The following is an 18274-nucleotide window of genomic DNA, read 5'->3' on the forward strand; positions in this document are numbered from 1 at the left end:
GTCACGCAGGCTTTGCCGGCCCGCCGACGGCGCCGAACACGTGCCGGGTTCCGATCGGAACGATCAGCGGCCGATCCGAGACGGGATCGTCGATGACCGCAGCTTCGAGACCGAATACGTCGAGCAGAAGTTCCGCGGAAATGATGTCCTTGGGGACACCAGAAGCGACGACGGCGCCGTCGCGCATCACGATCAGATGATCGCTGTATCTGACCGCGAGATTGAGGTCGTGCAGAACCATCACCACGGTGCGCCCCATTTCCTCGTGGAGTTGATCCACCAGGTCGAGGACTTCCATCGAGTGCGCGAGGTCCAGATAGGTAGTCGGTTCGTCGAGAAGCAGAATGTCGGTTCCCTGGGCGAGAGCCATCGAGATCCAGGCTCGCTGGCGCTGACCGCCGGACAATTGATCGACGGGTCGATCGGCGAGATCCGAGACACCGGTCAGCTCCAGCGCTTCGGCGACCTCGCCCTCGTCGTCCGCGGACCACTGCCTGATCCACGACTGGTGCGGGTGGCGCCCACGTGAGACCAGATCGGCGACGGTGAGTCCTTCGGGCGCAACTGGAGTCTGGGGGAGCATTCCGAGCACCCGTGCGACTTCCTTGGTCTTCATCGAACTGATCGCCTTGCCGTCCAGGACAACCGATCCGCCCTTGGGCTTGAGCAGACGACCGAGCGCACGCAGGAGCGTCGACTTGCCGCAACCGTTGGGGCCGATGACCGTCGTGATCACGCCGGTAGGGATCTCGAGATCGAGTCCGTCGACGATGATGCGGTCCCCGTACCCGAGCGTCAGGTTCTTGGCGACGAGACGCGAAGGAGTATCGGTGGACTGGGCGATGGTGGTCATGCTGTGACCTTCCGATTGTTACGAACCAACAGGTAGAGCAGGAACGGACCACCAAGTGCGGAAGTCACGATTCCGACGGGGAGTTCCACAGGCAGAATTGTTCGAGCGATGACGTCGCTGCCGACCACCAGTACAGCACCGGTCAGCGCGGACGCCACGATGGGCGGGCCGGCAGAGCGCACCAGACGCATAGCGACCTGTGGCGCAGCCAGGGCGACAAAGCCGACCGGACCTGCTGCGGCGGTTGCGATGGCGGCCAGCGCCACGGCGGAGAGCAACAGTTTGGCCTGCGATGATTGCAAGCGAACACCGAGTGAGGTGGCGTTGTCGTCGCCCAACCGCAGCGCTCCCATGGTGAACGATGCGATCACCGCGTAGCCGCCGACTACTGCGACGGCGATGGCTACCGGCCACATCTGATTCCAGGTGGCACCGTTGAGTGAACCGTTGAGCCACACCTGTGCGCGGGAAGCATCGTTGATGTCCGCCGAGATGAGGAGCCATCCCGTCGCTGCCACCAGCATGGCGTTGATGCCGATACCGATCAGGATGAGGCGGAACCCCTCGACGCCCTTGCGCCACGCCAAGGCGTAGATCACCACTGCTGTCAGTAGGCCGCCGCAGAGTGCAGCCAACGGAATCCCCAGTGTGGCAAGCAGTCCCACGAACGACCCGCCACCACCGAGCACGATGAGAGCAACCGCGGCAGCACTCGATCCGGCCGTGATTCCGAGGATGTCGGGGCTGGCGAGGGCGTTGCGAGCGATCGTCTGGGTGACCGCACCGGCAATACCGAGTGCCATGCCGATGAAGAGTGCGGTGAGCGATCGAGGAAGTCGGAGATCGAAGACGATCAGGTTCTGTGTCTTGCTTCCATTACCGAGCAGGACGGAAATGACATCGGGGATCGAGATCGGATAGTCGCCGCGTCCGATGTTGATGCAGAGCAGAAGGAAGAGTGCGACCGCGAGCGCAATGCACACCGACACCGCGAGTGGACGGTAGACCAGCGAGAATCCACCGATACGAATCGACTTACGTGAGGGGACGGTCCGGGGGAGTACCCGGAGTTCTTGCTTGAGCGTCACAGACTTGCCAACTTCCTGCGGCGTACGAGAGCGATGAAGAACGGGGCGCCGAAGAGGGCCAGGATGATTCCGACCTGCAACTCGCCGGGGCGCACGACTACGCGACCGATGATGTCCGCGGTGATCAACATGACCGCACCGAGCAAGCCCGCGTACGGGACCAGCCAGCGATAGTCGGGTCCGGTGATGGCCCGGGCCACGTGGGGGACCACCAATCCGATGAACGCGATAGGTCCACACGCTGCGGTCGCGGCGCCGGTCAGCAGGGTGATCGCGATGATGCCGAGGGTGCGACTGAACGCGATGTTCGTTCCCAACGCTTTTGCGACGTCTTCACCAAGGCTGAGGACATTGAGACCAGGCGTACTCGCCAGGGCGATGACCAACCCGAGTATCAGGAAGGGGAGGACCTGCCAGAGAACGTCGAACCCGCGACCGGACACCGACCCGACTACCCAGAAACGGTAGGCGTCCAGGCTCGTCTGGTCGAGGATTATCACGGCGTTGGTCATGGCTTGCAGGAAGAACGCGACGGCCGCGCCCGCCAGAGCCAGACTCAGAGGACTTGCGCCGCCGTTTCCGATGGAGGACAAGCCGAAGACGACGATGCTGGCGACGAACGATCCTGCAAACGCGAACCAGAGGTACTGACTCGGTGCGGTGAAGCCGAAGAGATAGATCGCCATGACTACGAAGAAAGCCGCGCCGGCGTTGAGGCCGAGTAGTCCGGCATCTGCCAACGGGTTACGCGTGTGTCCCTGAATCAGGGCGCCGGCGATACCGAGTGCGATGCCGACGACAAGACCCAGGATGGTCCGCGGAGCGCGCAACGTTCGCACGATGATGTCCGTCTGGGTGCCGTCCGAACTGAAGATGGCGTGGAAGATCTCGGCAAACGTCAGCGGACGTGCGCCCACCGCGATGCTCGCGAGCATGACGAGCGCGAGAAGAACCGTGAGCACCGCGAGACCGATCAGCCGGCGTCGACGAGTTGCCCCGACGCTGTTGTCGCGCGCGAGTTCCTCGAACCCTTCTTCGCGCGCCGTGCTTTCACGGACCACCTCGATACCGGTTCGATCGAACGGCCTGCGCAGAGCCCGGCGAACACCGATGGGCTGCTTTGTCTTCGCGTCACGCGTGACCAGACCTACCCATCCCTTTCCCGAGGTCCGGCCTGTGGCACCTTCGCGGAATCCCAGGTTCCACACGAGGAGACCAACGGCAATGGCTATTGCCGTCCCACCGAATACTGCGCGGTCGGCTTCGCCGCCACCGTTCTCGTCTCGGAGCGACTGAACGACGTACCAGCCGACGAGCAACGGAAGCAGGAACACCCCCGCGTCGAAAATCCCAGCTAGAACACGCATTCGGACAGGAGCCGGGCCGCGCGGCACTATGCGCCGTCCGTACGTCTCGCTGGGTCCTCGGGGATGTCCGTTCCCGAGCGGTTTGATCATCGTCACTGGCGGTTCGAGCTCCTGGTCTTTGTGCGCAGGGAATTCGCATCTTAGGTTACGGAACCCTATGTGGGTGTGCTCCTTGCGGGGCAAGTTCCTGTGAATATGCGGTGCCCAGCGTCACAGTTCTTTACTCTTGAATTATGGTGAGGCTAACCTACATTAAGAACCACAAGACAACTTCGGCCGATTGGAGTGCACGGTGACAATCACCTTGACCACCCAGCATGCGGATGTTCGTGAATTCGAACTCCGGTCGAACGCATTGAGCCGCACCAGCGTTCGCCTACGAGCACTCAACCCTGACTACCCGCGCGTCTACGCGGTTGCCGCCATGTCAGGTGAAGGCAAACGGCGTTGGTGGCAGTTGAGTGAAGGCTTGTGCGGGGATCGGGTGCATCAGATGTTCGCCCGCTCGCTCCAGGATCTCGACAGTGCCGAAGCTGCGGCGATACAGGTCGCAACATCACTGATTCACGCTGTGGTCGGCAGGGTTGCCGCATCGATCGTCTCCGAAGGTGCCGCTTGGGATCCAGGCCTCGAGAACCTGTTCATCCACATGGACAGCGACGGCGGTATCGACTGGGCCGGGGTGATCGACGAAACTCTGCGCGTTGCGCCGAACGGACGGGAGTCCGGCAGTGACGGCGTCGTCGACATGCCGTGCGAAGAAGCGCTCCTCGTCTGGACCGCGCACCGTTGCCTGACCTCGCTACGGGCGATCTACGACGCCGTCTCCAGGTGTGCGCCCGTCGACCAGTTCAGATTCTGGGGCTTGGTAGGGGAGTCGATCCTGGGCGCAGCGGCATATGTCCCCATCTTGGCCGGCGGGGGCGAATCAGCCGCTCAGCGCCGCGGGCAGGGGCTGCTGGACGCTTTTGTCGCCGCCGGACTGCCCGTGCGTGCACGCCGCAAGGTCTCGCTACGTCCTCGTTGGAACCAGTTCGACGAAGGGCTTGCTAAATTAGGTCAGCCTTGCCTATGATTGTGGAACACCGCGCGGAGAGCTACACCCCGCGAGAGTGACGAAACTGCCGGACCGCGCCGGAGTCCTGAGGGCTGCAGAGACTCCCGGTCCTTCCCACGGCGGGTTTCACATCGAATGATGTGAAACCCGCCGGTTCTTTTTCCAGACCTGATTCCAAGCTCGAGTTACCTCTCGTGTAATCAGGTAGGGAGTGGCAGCCACACCGGCGCCAGAGAATCACAGATGGAGATGGCATGGTCGACACTGCTGAGACCGCAGAGATGATGAAACGGCTCGGAACGGGCTTCGACGCCACCATCGGCCTGGAATACACCGAACTGAGCCCAGATCGCGTGCGGGCGCAATGGACCGTCAAGCCCACGCTGCACCAGCCCGCCGGGATACAGCACGGGGGTGTGTACTGCTCGGTGGTGGAGTCTCTCGCCAGCGTCGGTGGCACCGTGTGGCTGGGTGAGCGAGGACACGTGGTCGGAGTCAACAACAACACCGACTTCCTGCGCGCAACGCGGGAGGGCACTCTCACCGCTGAAGCCACCCCGATTCATCGCGGACGCACCCAGCAACTCTGGGAAGTTCGCATCACCGACGAGAACGACCGACTCGTTTCCAAGGGACAGGTTCGCCTCGCGAACATCACCGAGGTGGCGAAGATCGGAAACTGACAACACGGCAGTCGATCGAATGACGGAGGGCAGCTGTGGAGTTGAACTCCACAGCCGCCCTCCGCCGGTCACTCAGGTGTTGATCAGCCGGCGGCCTTCTGCTGCTTGCCGGCAGCCTTCTTGGCTTCGCCATTCGAAGCGCTGCCGGACTCCGTCGCTTCCTTGTTTTTCTTCTCCAATTCGCCCATCGCGTTTCGCGCGAAGACCTGCTGCTCGGTGGACGCCATCTGAGCACGGCCACGCCCGAAGAACGTCACCGCCCATGACAACAGCGTCGAGGCACGGGAACGGAATCCGACGAGGTAGAGGAGGTGAATTGCCAGCCAGGCAACCCACCCGATGAAGCCGCTGATCTCGAGCTTGCCCACCTTGGCTACCGCGCTGAAGCGCGAGATCGTTGCCATACTGCCCTTGTCGAAGTACTTGAACGGAACTCGTTCCGACGGGGACTTGCCGTCCAGTGACGCTTTGATCTGCTTGGCCGCGTACTTGCCACCCTGCATGGCAACCTGAGCCAAACCGGGAAGCTTGTCGAGCGACATCATGTCGCCGATGACAAAGACGTTGGGGTGCCCGGGCAGAGACAAGTCGGGATTGACCATGACGCGGCCGGCGCGGTCGGTTTCTCCGCCGCTCTGTTCTGCGAGCTGCTTGCCGAGGGGGCTGGCCTGCACGCCGGCGGACCACACCTTGCACTGCGACTCGATACGGCGAAGCGTGCCGTCCTTCTCCTTGATGATCAGACCGTCGTTGTCCACGTCGGTGACCATCGCGTCGAGCTGGATCTCGACGCCGAGCTTCTCGAGCGTCTCGGCAGCCTTGCGGCTGAGCTTCCCGCCGTACACGGGCAACACGGCAGGGGCGCCGTCGAGGAGCACGACGCGCGCTTCACGAGGATCGATCTTGCGGAACGCGCCGTCCAGCGTTCGACGGGAAAGCTCGGCGATCTGCCCGGCCAACTCCACGCCGGTGGGGCCGGCGCCGACAACGACGAAGGTGAGCAAGCGCGCACGCTCGGCGGGATCGTCCGACAGTTCGGCCTGTTCGAAGGCCCCGAGGATTCGTCCGCGCAGTTCGAGGGCGTCGTCGATCGTTTTCATTCCGGGAGCGAACTCCGCGAACTGGTCGTTGCCGAAGTACGACTGACCGGCACCGGCTGCCACGATCAGACTGTCGAACGGCGTAACCGTGACGCGTTCGAGCAGGCGCGAGGTCACGGTCTGATTCTCGAGATCAATGGTCTCGACCTCACCGAGCAGTACCTGTGCGTTCTTCTGCTTGCGCAGCACCAGTCTCGTGGCGGGAGCGATGTCACCGACCGAGAGGATGCCGGTCGCAACCTGATAGAGGAGCGGCTGAAACAGATGGTGGGTTGTACGCGCGATCATCGTGATGTCGGCATCGGCTTTTTTGAGAGCCTGAGTGCCGAACAATCCTCCGAAGCCGGAACCGATCACCACTACGCGATGGCGGTGCGGTTCAACCGACTGGATGCTCATTCCGTACTCCTCGAGTTCTAGGCGACAGTCCTACGGTAGTCCCACCGCGGCCGAGCTTCTCTGCGAGCAGTCCGACGCGCGCCGGTGTGTCCGAATCGATCAAGCGGCCTCGAGGGTGATCGCTCCCGAGGTGATCGGCTTGGCCGGACCCCGGGGTGATCACCACTTTGTCGAGGTGTCAGCTACTGGCGGACGGACAAGATGAACAGTGCGATGCACCCGCCGACGAAAACCAGGATCGACAGGGCCACCGAGGCATACCCGACACCCACTCCAATTGCTGCCCAGTCCATGTGCCCAACCTCTCTTACGGTGTAATCCGGGATTCAGATCACATCTGCCTAGAGACATCACACCTCATCCGTCCCAACTTTCGAAACCCGGCACGCCCAACCGTTGACATGCAAGTAAATGCTTGCATATTGTGAAGTTGTGAACGACCGGATGAATGCAGCCTTCAAAGCACTGGCCGATCCCACACGAAGGCTTCTCCTGGACCGCTTGTTCGTAGCCAACGGTCAGTCGCTCGGCGAGCTGTGCGACAGCCTCGACATGAGTCGGCAAGCTGTCACTCAACACCTCACCATGCTCGAGGACGCCAATCTGATCAGCACGGTCCGACAGGGGAGGGCAAAGCTTCACTATCTCAATCCCGTTGCGCTCGAGGAGATTCGAGAGCGGTGGATCAACAAGTTCGAGGTACCGCGCCTTCGTGCGCTCAGTACCGTCAAAAAAATTGCGGAGGAAGCCATGACCGACAAGCCTAGTTTTGTGTACGTCACCTACATTGCGAGCACGGCGGACAACGTCTGGAAAGCGCTCACCGACGCACAGGCCACCGCAGAGTATTGGGGACACAGCAACGTCTCCGACTGGCAGCCGGGATCGACCTGGGAGCACCGCCGGATCGACGGTTCGAACATTGCCGATGTAGTCGGCACCGTAGTCGAGAGCAACCCTCCGTCGAGGTTGGTCACCACCTGGGCTGATCCGAACGGCGAACCGGGCGTCGACATCTCTCGGGTGAGTTTCGACATCGAAGCCTTCGGCGCGATCGTGCGACTGACCGTCAAGCACACCGATTTGGCGGACGAATCGGCTCGCATGGAGGTGGCCGGTGGATGGTCGGCGGTGTTGTCGAACCTGAAGTCCTACCTCGAAACCGGAAGCACTCTTCCGGTGGCGCCGTGGGAGATGCCGGCCGGCTGACGGTGATGGAACAGGACAAACGTGCTCCCTGTGCTGGAGGGAATTGTCGTACTCCCGTCCGAATTGCCGGCCCAGTCCGGTCTCAACTTCGCATAAGAACCAAATTTCGGCGGGTTCAGTCTGTAAAGTTGCCGGAAGGATGCTAGCGTTTTGCCCGACATCGAGTGAGGACGACCTCGTCTCGGACGCATGGGAGAAACACTATGGGCGACGACGCTTTTCAGAATGTTCCGGTTGATCGACGCAAGTTCGTCAAGACAGTTCTAGCGGCCTCGGCGGTAACTGTGCCCGTCGTGACGTCGATCAGCCTCGGTGGTGCGGCGCCGGCCTTCGCAGCCGGAGACACGCCGAATCTCTCCGGAGCGCCAAGTCGTGGCCAGCAGAACCCGAATCAACCAGGCGGCGAACAACCAGGCGGGAATCAGCCCGGTGGCCATACTCCGGGAGGGAACCAGCCGGGCGGAAACGAGCCGGGCAACCCCGGATCATCGGGAAGTTCGGGATCGTCAGGCAGTTCGGGTAGTTCCGGGAGTTCGGGATCGTCTGGAAGTTCCACAGGTGCCGGATCAACCGGTAGCTCGTCAGGTTCCGGTGGAACGACGACGGCTAAGCCGACCGGGCCGACTGTGCCGACGGAGCCGACCGTCCCGACTGTGCCAACCGTACCGACAGTGCCAACCACTCGCACCGAGCCGACCTTCCCGACCCCTCCGACCCAGCCGACGAATCCCACGGAACCTACGTAGCCGACACGACGCGACTGGTTCCGAGGGGGAACACCGACGATGACAGAGTTCGATGTCGCGCTACACCGCGCTCTGAAGAAGTTTCAGAGCGCGGGGTCGGTTCAGGTGAAGGAGACTCCACCGCACGGAGAACCGGCCGATCTGACTATCGCGATCGCGACCTACGACGATTTCGACGGCGCGTACTTCACGATCCACTCGATCTTGGTCCATCATCGCGAGGTTCTGGACAGAGTCGAATTCGTCTTGTTGGACAACAACCCCGAGGGGTTGCCGGCGCCGATGCTCGAATCGTTTGGGGGGTGTATCGATCGGTTCCGCTACGTTCCGTTCACCGACGTTCGATCGACTGCGGTGCGGGACGTCCTGTTCCGCAAGGCAACAGGAAAGTACGTCCTGGTCCTCGACTCCCACGTGATCTTGGCACCGGGATCGTTGTCGGCGTTGCTGGCGTATTTCGATGCGGACCCGGAAACCGACGATCTGATCCAGGGACCGATGCTCTCCCAGGATTCCTCGCACATCGCGGCCACCCACATGGACCCCAAGTGGCGCAACGGGATGTTCGGCTCGTGGGGAGTTGATCCGCGAGCGAAGCAACACCCTGACGTGCCTTTCGAGATCGTCATGCAGGGCCTCGGCTCATTTGCCTGCAGGCGTGAGGCATGGCCGGGATTGAACTCGCACTTCACCGGATTCGGCGGTGAAGAGGGATACATCCACGAGAAGTTCCGGATCAACGGCGGAAAGGTCGTCTGCCTTCCGACATTTGGTTGGCACCATCGATTCGAGCGCCCGGCCGGTGTCCCGTATCGAATAAACTGGGAAGATCGTGTTCACAATTACCTGCTCGGTTGGAGTGAGGTCGGATGGGATCTCGACTCACTCCATCGTCAGTTCTCCAGGTACCTCGGTGATTCGTATCCCGAGATTCGTCGCCGTGCCGAGCTGAGCGTCCAGCGACCCGAGTTGGTCTTCGGTGGGGTGGTCGTTCTCAGCGACGACGGCCGAGTCGCTCCGTGGCGTTCATGCCTGGCGGAGGCCGAGTCGATCGAACTGACCGTTCACCGTGCCATTCCGGCGGAGGACGACGGTCCGGATGGGTGGAGGACGGTCTCTGCGTTCGTCGCCGGACTCGACAAGGCAATTCTGCTGGGCTGGAAGTCGGTGGTTTTTCTGGACGAGGCGCGCGTGATCGAACCCGCGGTTATGTACAAGCTACGGAACATCGTCGACGACCTCCCCGCCGAAGCCGATACGGCTGTCATCCACGCACACGGCGAAGATCTGGTCGGAGCTGCACTGATTGTTCGCGCGGCGACATACGGAACTTTGCGAGACGAACTCTCACGAAGGATCAACGGACCCGTGCCGTCCGACTTCTCACTGGCGGCTTATCTGCTCGAGCGAGGCGCAGTCGACGTTGTGCTCGATCGCCCACTGTCGCCTGTCCGAGTAGGGGGAGAACCCAACCCCGTTGTCGAGGATTCTCAGTCGGACCTCGGTGTTGCCGTCGTGAATCTCGATCTTGACATCGACAGATGGAAAGCGTCCTGGCATAGATTCATTCGCTTACCGCGCGTAACAGCGGTGGAAAGAGTGTCGGCTTTCGAGGACGCGATGAATCAGGACGCGGCCTTCACCGTCTCGTGGCGTCGTGCGCTCGCTCGGGCGACTGAGAAGGGCTGGGATTCGGTCCTCATCGCCGCTGACGACGTCAGTTTGCTGGATGCCGCCGCATCGATCCTTGGCCATGCCCGCGAAGAGTTGGATCACGGCGATTGGGATGTCGTCCACCTCGGACACGACCCGAAATCGAGGGACGGAGCTCTGCTCGACGGTTCGGCACTCTTGCGCACCAGTCCTGAGAACCGTGGAGTCCACGCCGTTCTCGTACATTCGCGCGCCTTCGAGCAAATTCTCGATGAGATTGCGGATCCGGAGTCAGATCCCGCAGCATTCGGACAATGGGCGGGTCACTACCGAACTCTGGGCGACTACCTGGTGGATGCGAGTGCCGGGGGAGCGCTCACGTGCCTGACGCTGTCGCCCGGCATCGCCTCCACACGCAGCCTGATTCGTTCGGGCGCAATCGAATCCGAATACTCACGACGCTTCGCACTGTGAGACCACCACCAAAACGAAATCGGATTCGCTGAATCAAGGAGATATCTTGACCGAACTACTCGAAGGTGTGAGACCGCAACGCTCTCAGACGGTGGAGAGCAACGATCTCACCGACGGTGTTGTGCTGTACGACAGTTCCAGCGAGGTTGCCCATCACCTCAACCCGGTCGCGACGTTGGTGTGGGAACTGTGTGACGGCCGGACCGTCAGCGAAATTGTCCAGGCCGTGGCAGAAGTGCTCGAGATCCCTGACGACGAGGCGAAGTCGGTAGTCAACGAGACGTACGGACAGCTGAGCACCTCTCGTCTGCTGGTGTGAGAATTCCGTGACAGGCAACCACGTACCACAATTCCGGGCGCACTACCTTTGGGTTGACGCGATTGTGCGCGGTTTCCGCATACCCGAGGTCGGTGTCGTCGAGCACCGGATTGCCAGCCCGTGGCCTGCGGACAACAACGTCGAAGTTCGGATTCAGCGGAATCGAGCGACATTCGGTCGCTGGGACGTCACCATCGAATCGACCATCGGCGGCAGCCATGAAACGCTGATCGGTCTGGACGGTCTCCAGCTCGCGGAGAGCGTGTACCGCACGGTGCACCGGGATGTCATGACGGCCGCGCACGCCCGACAGTGGACACGCCTGCACGCCGCTCTGGTCGACTGCAACGGTGTGAGAGTGGCGATCGCCGGGCATTCAGGGGCGGGCAAGACCACCTTGGCGCTCGCCCTTGCGATGCGGGGTGCACAACTGCGTGCTGACGAAGGCGTCTTCATTCGTGGTACCGAAGCTGTGGGCTTACCGCGGCGGGTTCACCTCAAAGCCGGTACGTTCGACGTCCTCCCGGAGATCAAAGCGCACGATTCGCTGTATCTTCCGTACGCCCCGCCGGTGTGGGCGTTGGACCCGTCGACCTTGCCTGCTGAACGAAACGTCAGCTCGGCGGTTCGCGGAATCGACCTGGTGCTGATCCTCGATGGATGGGACGAGGGGCCGACTCGACTCGCTCCGATGCCCGTACCCCAAGCGATACAGTCGCTAGCCGAGCAATCCGCACTGTGGTCCGACAACCACGGATTGACCCTGAGAAACATCGCTGCTCTACTCTCGAATGCCCCGTGCTACAGACTGATTCGACATCACGGCGACACCGGCGCCGACACCGTGGAGGAACTGGTGGCGTCATGCGTGACACCCGGTACCTGATTTCCATGTTGAAACCCGAGTGTGGGGCCGACGTCATCCGCTTGTGTTCGCAGCAGGATTGGCCCAGAGTCATCGACGCCGCTGTAAGGCACAAGGTATTGCCGCTGCTCGCCTCCCGAGCGGTCGAGGCCGGCTTCGCATCGGTCCTACCTGCGAGCTTCGCGGAAATGCTGTCGGAATCCTCGGCCACCGCATCGAGTCCGGAACTGACGCTGAGCCTTGTCCATCACCGAAACACCATAAGGATCTCGGACCTCGACGCGCAGCGAGTGGAACTGCAAGAGTTGTTACACAGCAACGGATTTCCGACGGTTGCACTGAAGGGTGCCGCCCTTCTCGAGCGAAAAATCTGGCCGAACCCGGCAGCTCGACGGATGACGGACATCGACCTTTTGGTCGTCGACCCTGCACATGCCGTTCCGGCCAACGACGCGATCCTCGATTTCGGCTACCGAATGGTCCGCCCCGACGAAGTGGACTCCGACTCCATCGATCACGACGATCACCAGGAACCGGCACTCCTTCGCGACGACCGTCATGGCTCCGTCGAAATCCATTCGCACTTGCTTCCGCGGTTCGCACGTCACGCGCTGACCCGGGAGGCCGCGGTCCGAGGAATCAGCGCGGAGGCGGAAGGATCCCGCCTTGCGATGGCCGACGTGACGCTGCACGTCATCGCTCACGCGCGGCTTGCCGATCGGGCCTTGATTCGAGCCGATTTGTCGTTGAACAGTGTCTTCGACGTGGGGTACCTGCTCACTTCCGAACCGGAACTCGCTGTGACGCTCTCCAGACGCCAGTTGCCACGCGATGTCCGTCGGGCGGTGAACGTCCACTGGGCGGCGGTGGAATCGATCTTCGGCGTCAGTACCGGAATGACGACCATCTCGGCGCGTTGGTGGTGGCGATGGACGCTGTGGTTGGCGGATCGCCCACGCCTGCACTCGCTCTACCGCGATCTGGTCATGGTGCCGCTCTTTCTCGACCGTGATCGGCTTTCCATCCGGGACGGGCGCGACCTACGTGGATGGGACTTGGCCCGCTCACGCGTGTCCCACTTCGTCCGTCGTGCGAGGACTGCCGTCGAAGATGCCGGGGGAGCGGCGTGAAAGTACTGATCACGGGCGGAGCGGGATTCATCGGAAGCACCGTAGCGTCGAAGTGCGTCGACGCCGGGATCGATGTCGTGATTCTCGACAACCTGCTGACCGGCCGCGCCGAATTTGCGCACAGATTCCCGTTCTACTGCGGCGACATCGCGGACGAGAAACTGCTCGACAAGATATTCGCCGACCATCCCGATATCGATGCGACAGTTCACTGTGCGGCCTTGATCGTGGTCGGAGATTCCGTGAGTAGCCCGGCGCGGTACTACGAGAACAACGTATCCAAGTCGCTGACGCTGGTATCGAGTGTCCTTCGGAACGGGTGTGAGCGCTTCTTGTTCAGTTCCTCTGCGGCGGTGTATGCGCCGAGCGACGGTGGGTGTGTCGACGAACATTGGGGGATCGCACCGCAGAGTCCCTATGCGCACAGCAAGGCTCAGTTCGAAACGATGCTCGACGACATTGCGGCGGCCACTAAATTATCGGCGATATCTCTACGCTACTTCAATCCGGTCGGGGCAGATCCGGAGCTGCGAAGTGGTACACCATCGGCACGCCCGACCCACGCACTCGGAAAGCTGTTCGAATCATATTCGACAGGAACGCCTTTCAGGGTTACGGGAACGGATTGGCCGACGCGCGACGGATCCGGAGTGCGTGATTACGTTCATGTCTGGGACCTTGCAGACGCTCATGTTCGAGCGCTGGAAAGGTTCGACCGGGTCACCGCTGAATCATCACGCATGACTGTGGTCAATCTGGGCAGCGGGCGGGGGACGACGGTGTGGGAGCTGGTACACACATTCGAGAACGTGCTCGGTGAAGATATCGACGTGGTCGCTGCCGGCCGACGCACCGGTGACACTGCCGGCGCTTATGCGTCGAACGATCGTGCGTTGCGACTACTCGGGTGGGTTCCGACATTCACCCTGGAACAGGGGATCGAGGACACCGCGCGGTGGCTGGCAGTGCGGCCGCACTTGCTCAACTCGGTGTAGCCGAACGTCAGCCCGTCGGGTCGTCGTGAACGGTGATGTTGTTGCTACGTAGCCAGAAGGTGGCGTCCGGATCCCACCCGGCGAGCACGGTGGCCCCCGAGTTGGCCGACAACGGGATCGCGATGCCTGGCGTGGTCAGATAAGCCATCATGGTCAGGTGCACGGCGTCGTAATCTGCAGCGACCGAAACCCAGTCCGGAATGAACCAGTCACGGTATTCACCGGTCGTGTCGTACCACACGGAGCGACGTGAAGCGGGCACAGGCAGGGGATAGGTATCGACCAGATTCGCCCAGTCCTGCGGACCGGTGATCTCGTAGATCCGGGGCGCGCCGTAGATCCTTACCGGCTGCACCCGCGCCTCGTTCGAGGAGCTGTCTTCTTCGAGAAACACCCCGAGGGCCCCGATACCGTCGCGGGCCCTGGTTGTTTCGGTTGTGCCGTTGGCAAACGGGATAGACCACCATTCGCCTCCGATGTGACGGTCCGGATCTTCGATCTGGTATTCCAGAAACTGACGTTCGTTGTCGAGTGCCTCAGCACGCCACTGTTCGAGGCCGTCTTCTGTGCGGTAAATCCGCAAGGGTAGGTCCGACCAGCCGTAAATAGGGTTTCGCTTTTCAACCAGATTCTGGTTCAGACGGTCGATCGGCTCGGTCCACCAGGCAGTGTGTGGCGAGTCGAGTAGTGCTTCGGCAATCGGTCGCAGCGCCGCTGCGACATCCGGCCGGACGAAGATCAGGTCTTCTTCGTCCGGCGGCTCCCAGTAGCGTGCGCAATCTACGGCATACGCAAGACAGTGCAGAATCTCGAGTTCGGACATTTCTGCTGGCATGCGTAACCGACGTTCGCACAGAAGCGACGGCCACGTGGTGAACCGAGGACGAGTGCAACGGAATCCATGTGGGTAAAGCTAGCGGACAAGCTGACGGGGGACGTTCGAATATCCATTACTTGACATAATGTAGATTATCGGCAAATTCTCGAACTGGCGATATCCGCCTCACGCCTGGTTCGTGCAACCTTCTTTGTTTCCGCCCACTCATGTCTGTCTGCCGGTACATTTGCCGGCTTTCCTGCGTTTCAGTCCGAGATCTGCGACCGGCTTGCACGACTCGACCATTGCGACTCCGCGATCGCCGGCTGAATTGCTGCCGATCACCGCCTGGCCTCGCCGGCGACTGCGGCTACGCCGCGCGACCTGGACGCTCACGAGCAGGAACGACCAATAAGTGCTCTGATGTGGATTGATGCCGATAAACACGTCTCACCGACTTCCGGCTACCCCACCTCAATTCGTCACTGTGACGTATTATGGTTGACAGGCTGGAGGCGAGTTCAGTTCCATTGTCATCGCCACGGACTACTATCGCCGCATGTGTTGTATTCGACCGGCCGCTTCTCATGGTCAGTGGCCGCGATGAGCGACACACCCAAGGTCGTGCATCGCTGGCTCGCAGTGCCAGACCAGTTTGACCGATTCACGCGATTCTTGCGCGACAACGGAATTCTGATGCCGACTCGGATAGGCATCGGCGTATTGGTTTTCCTCCTGGGTATCACGATTCTGCTGAAGCGACTGGGCACTCATTCGGTACAGACCATCGGATTTCCGTTGGACGTCGTCGTCGCAGTGCTTGTGATGATCGGCGGAATTGCCCTGCCTGTCGTAGCGACCACCCGTGAAAGGTCGTATTTCTTCGTCGTTGCCGGGGACTTCGCTGTTGCGGTGATCGTGCTGGCCGAGGCGAATCCGGATCAGAGATTGCTTGGATGTCTCGTCTTCGGGCTCGTCGGCTCGTACATAGCCTTCTTTCACAATCTTCGAACTCAGCTGTGGCACCTGCTGTTTTCCGGGGCGGTCATCGTTGTTGCCAGCATCGGCGTGTTCACCGATGTACCTTCTGGCCTTCCAGACGTCCTGGGACGCATTGCCTTTGCCATTCCTGTCATCACTGTCATACCGGTGGTCACGCAGATTGCTCTGGCGCTCCTGAGCAACGACGCTCAAAGCTCAGAACTCGATCCGTTGACGGACCTGCTGAATCGGCGCGGACTCGCACGGCGGACTTCCGAACTACTGCAAGCGAAATCCAGCCTCGACCAGTCTTTGCTGGTGGTGGTGATCGACATCGACAATTTCAAACACTTCAACGACACCTACGGTCACGACGTCGGCGACCGAGTCATACTGCGCACGGCCTATCGACTACACGACTGGGCCAGATCGGACGCGGCGATAGCGCGCTTCGGCGGTGACGAGTTCGTCGTCGTTCAGATGATGCCGTTGCCGTACGTCGGCGATCTACTGGCCCGGATCGCGCCCATCATGAACTCCCCTACAGGCGAACCAATCTCGACGACAAGCATCGGCATAGCCATCCACAACGGCGCCTGGCCGGACGTACAAGCAGCAGAAAGTGGCGTTCACGATCTACATCGCCTCGCCGATTCGGCGATGTACGAAAGCAAGAGAATGGGTGGAAATCACGTCCACTCCATCGTTCTCACCGATCAACAGCTACAACAGCCACAACAGTCAGGCGGTCGTTCAGTCCTCTGAATCGTCGATCAGATGCATCGCGGCTTCCTCTGCCGACGCTGCGCCGCCGTCGATTCCGACGTCTCCGGCAATGAGTTCACTTTCCTCGTCCTCGTATCTGCCCTCGTCTTCGGCAACGAGACGGCCGACCCGACGGTTACCCACTTCGTCACCGTTCGGGAATTCTTCTTCCCGTTCGAATTCGTCGGCATCGGCGGGATCCTTCAAAGGATCTCCGAGCGACGCGTACGGATCGGGTTCTTCTTCGGCCAGGCGCTCGTCGAGGGTCTCCCCCGCTGATTCCTCGCTGCCGGTCAACCCGTGGGCATCAAGTCCCAGTGGGCGTTCCGGTGGTGAGATTCCCTCGTCGAGAATGTCGTCGACGCCTCGATCGATCAGAGTGTCTTCAGGTTGAAGCTGGTCGTCGGGATCGAGACTGTAATCGCCATTGCCGGCCGCGCCGGTGTCATCCGTGTCGCTCATACGATCAACGATGCCACGGGCACACCGAGTTGGCCATGTGCCGCGCCTGCTCGATACGTCACTCCGGAGACATTCAGCACGAACGCGGGGCCGGCACTCCGTCGAATCGGTCCTGTAGGTACTCGAATGCGGTGGGCAGACCGAGGACCGCAGTGGTGAGGTGGTCCGGGCTGGGGAACAGTTGGGATTGAATCGTGGCTCCGGCGGCGCAGTACCGCGAAATCGTGTTGACCACCGAATCGATGGGGATCAGAACGTCGTCGGGCGTGTGCCATTCGAACACCGGGGCAGTCGGCACACCGGGATAGAGTTCGACGCTGTTGTCGTCCATCACCTTTCGCACTTCAGGGCTGGACAGCAAGGATGTCGACGTCGACACCTGAGAGGCACTGCGCCCGGCACCGACCCTGAGGATGTCGTTGGTGCACGCGTTGGTGAGTTCGGCCCGCATCGACCGTCCGAGGTCGTTGAGTTGGTTGCTCAGCGGCAGTAGGTCGGGATACTCGCGTTCGAGGCCCATTGCTGCGGCGAAGGCGAGGCCGAATGCCGGGTGCGGATCCTGTCCGAGGCCGTTTGCCATCTTGGACAGATTCATCGGGACGCCGCCCTCGGCTACACCGACAAGGTTGACCTCGGGTGCGTAGCTCGGGGCCAGTGCGGCCGCCCACGCGGTGGCCATGCCGCCGCCGGAGTAGCCGGCAATACCTACAGGGCTGGCGCCACTACGCAATTCGGGGACTTTCTGAACGGCGCGGATACCGTCGAGCGTGATCTGTCCGCCCAGGCGCGCGGCGCCGTACGCACTGTTGGGTCCGAGATGGTCGGGAAGGGCAATGGTCCATCCACGTTGCAGCGCGACGTTGAGGATGGGCGCTTCACGGATGACGATGTTGGGATCCGATGCGTAAAGCGCGCGAGACGGCGCACATCCCGTACCGAGTGCATTGACGATGTGCTGATACGAGAGCAACGGGCCGTCTTGTGCTTGATTCGGCGGGACCAGGATCGTGCTGACCGCGGCAATAGGCTTGTTCTCTGAGTTCGTGGACCTGTAACTGACCTGCCAGATCGCGACGCCGGGAAAGGTCATCAGGTCAGGGGCCCGGCGCACGGAGATCGGCGTGCCGGCGGTCCCCTCGGCCGCTGCTTGCGAGTAGAACGGGTCCGGGTCCGGTGCCGGATATGCGGGATCGGCCTGTGCAGTCCCCCCGGAGAGCAGTGCGGCAGTCAGTGCAGCGGCAGTCAGCATCGATCCGGTAAACACGCGTGTGGTTCGCAGTTTCAACGTTTTCCCCTCGTCCGGACCCACCC

At 61.5% G+C, this 18274-nt stretch carries 17 protein-coding genes; 9 read left to right on the forward strand and 8 right to left on the reverse strand.

Annotated elements, in window-relative coordinates; all coding sequences use genetic code 11:
• Nucleotide 1: 1 nt before the first annotated feature.
• From RA302_RS14725 to RA302_RS14735, 3 genes are read right to left on the reverse strand one after another with little or no spacing between them, the layout of a single operon-like run.
• Nucleotides 2-853, reverse strand: a complete 852-nt coding sequence (locus tag RA302_RS14725) for an ABC transporter ATP-binding protein (protein ID WP_030536377.1) — start codon at nucleotides 851-853, stop codon at nucleotides 2-4.
• On the reverse strand, nucleotides 850-1941 hold the full coding sequence (locus RA302_RS14730) for an iron chelate uptake ABC transporter family permease subunit (RefSeq protein WP_003944960.1): 1092 nt from the start codon (nucleotides 1939-1941) through the stop codon (nucleotides 850-852). The genes RA302_RS14725 and RA302_RS14730 overlap by 4 nt, the downstream gene beginning before the upstream one ends.
• A complete protein-coding gene (locus RA302_RS14735; RefSeq protein WP_073512408.1) occupies nucleotides 1938-3398 on the reverse strand; it encodes an iron ABC transporter permease in 1461 nt (486 codons plus the stop codon). The genes RA302_RS14730 and RA302_RS14735 overlap by 4 nt, the downstream gene beginning before the upstream one ends.
• Before the next feature lie 202 nt (nucleotides 3399-3600).
• Here RA302_RS14735 and RA302_RS14740 point away from each other — a divergent pair, with 202 nt between their 5' ends.
• Entirely contained in the window at nucleotides 3601-4383 is a 783-nt protein-coding gene (locus tag RA302_RS14740; protein ID WP_003944809.1) for a hypothetical protein, read from the forward strand.
• A 236-nt stretch (nucleotides 4384-4619) separates the two neighbouring features.
• Nucleotides 4620-5048 (forward strand): PaaI family thioesterase, encoded by a 429-nt coding sequence (locus RA302_RS14745; protein WP_003945020.1) that lies wholly within the window; start codon nucleotides 4620-4622, stop codon nucleotides 5046-5048.
• A gap of 83 nt (nucleotides 5049-5131) precedes the next feature.
• Here the strand turns inward: RA302_RS14745 and RA302_RS14750 are convergent, their stop codons facing one another.
• Entirely contained in the window at nucleotides 5132-6547 is a 1416-nt protein-coding gene (locus RA302_RS14750) for an NAD(P)/FAD-dependent oxidoreductase (RefSeq protein WP_003944885.1), read from the reverse strand.
• A 411-nt stretch (nucleotides 6548-6958) separates the two neighbouring features.
• On the opposite strand from RA302_RS14750, the gene RA302_RS14755 reads away from it, so the two are divergent.
• Complete coding sequence (locus tag RA302_RS14755) at nucleotides 6959-7756, forward strand: metalloregulator ArsR/SmtB family transcription factor (RefSeq protein ID WP_080712736.1); 798 nt, start codon at nucleotides 6959-6961, stop codon at nucleotides 7754-7756.
• Nucleotides 7757-8177: 421 nt separating this feature from the next.
• On the opposite strand, the gene RA302_RS14760 is transcribed toward RA302_RS14755, so the two are convergent.
• The gene (locus RA302_RS14760) at nucleotides 8178-8489 is read right to left on the reverse strand and encodes a hypothetical protein (protein WP_030536374.1); all 312 of its coding nucleotides are present in this window, start codon (nucleotides 8487-8489) and stop codon (nucleotides 8178-8180) included.
• Between the two features lie 52 nt (nucleotides 8490-8541).
• Between RA302_RS14760 and RA302_RS14765 the strand changes: the two genes are divergently transcribed.
• From RA302_RS14765 to galE, 5 genes are read left to right on the forward strand one after another with little or no spacing between them, the layout of a single operon-like run.
• A complete protein-coding gene (locus tag RA302_RS14765; RefSeq protein ID WP_030536373.1) occupies nucleotides 8542-10629 on the forward strand; it encodes a glycosyltransferase in 2088 nt (695 codons plus the stop codon).
• Nucleotides 10630-10675: 46 nt separating this feature from the next.
• Nucleotides 10676-10948 carry a PqqD family protein gene (locus RA302_RS14770; RefSeq protein WP_007732082.1) on the forward strand — a complete coding sequence of 91 codons (273 nt, stop codon included), beginning with the start codon at nucleotides 10676-10678 and terminating at the stop codon, nucleotides 10946-10948.
• 7 nt (nucleotides 10949-10955) lie between these two features.
• Nucleotides 10956-11834 carry a hypothetical protein gene (locus RA302_RS14775; RefSeq protein ID WP_230587557.1) on the forward strand — a complete coding sequence of 293 codons (879 nt, stop codon included), beginning with the start codon at nucleotides 10956-10958 and terminating at the stop codon, nucleotides 11832-11834.
• Complete coding sequence (locus tag RA302_RS14780; RefSeq protein ID WP_030536371.1) at nucleotides 11813-12943, forward strand: nucleotidyltransferase family protein; 1131 nt, start codon at nucleotides 11813-11815, stop codon at nucleotides 12941-12943. The genes RA302_RS14775 and RA302_RS14780 overlap by 22 nt, the downstream gene beginning before the upstream one ends.
• Nucleotides 12940-13938 (forward strand): UDP-glucose 4-epimerase GalE, encoded by a 999-nt coding sequence (galE, locus tag RA302_RS14785; protein WP_030536370.1) that lies wholly within the window; start codon nucleotides 12940-12942, stop codon nucleotides 13936-13938. Before RA302_RS14780 ends, galE begins: the two co-directional genes overlap by 4 nt.
• A 7-nt stretch (nucleotides 13939-13945) precedes the next feature.
• On the opposite strand, the gene RA302_RS14790 is transcribed toward galE, so the two are convergent.
• Nucleotides 13946-14773: a hypothetical protein gene (locus RA302_RS14790; RefSeq protein ID WP_230587555.1), complete on the reverse strand. Its 828-nt coding sequence runs from the start codon at nucleotides 14771-14773 to the stop codon at nucleotides 13946-13948.
• A 405-nt stretch (nucleotides 14774-15178) separates the two neighbouring features.
• Here RA302_RS14790 and RA302_RS14795 point away from each other — a divergent pair, with 405 nt between their 5' ends.
• Nucleotides 15179-16501, forward strand: a complete 1323-nt coding sequence (locus RA302_RS14795; RefSeq protein WP_256261835.1) for a GGDEF domain-containing protein — start codon at nucleotides 15179-15181, stop codon at nucleotides 16499-16501.
• Here the strand turns inward: RA302_RS14795 and RA302_RS14800 are convergent.
• Together RA302_RS14800 and RA302_RS14805 are read right to left on the reverse strand one after the other, a co-directional pair.
• The gene (locus tag RA302_RS14800) at nucleotides 16490-16963 is read right to left on the reverse strand and encodes a DUF5709 domain-containing protein (protein ID WP_003945009.1); all 474 of its coding nucleotides are present in this window, start codon (nucleotides 16961-16963) and stop codon (nucleotides 16490-16492) included. The genes RA302_RS14795 and RA302_RS14800 overlap by 12 nt on opposite strands.
• 73 nt (nucleotides 16964-17036) lie before the next feature.
• On the reverse strand, nucleotides 17037-18242 hold the full coding sequence (locus RA302_RS14805; RefSeq protein ID WP_030536368.1) for a lipase: 1206 nt from the start codon (nucleotides 18240-18242) through the stop codon (nucleotides 17037-17039).
• Between the last annotated feature and the right edge of the window lie 32 nt (nucleotides 18243-18274).

Source organism: Rhodococcus sp. DN22, from assembly GCF_036669995.1.
Lineage (GTDB): Bacteria > Actinomycetota > Actinomycetes > Mycobacteriales > Mycobacteriaceae > Rhodococcus_F > Rhodococcus_F erythropolis.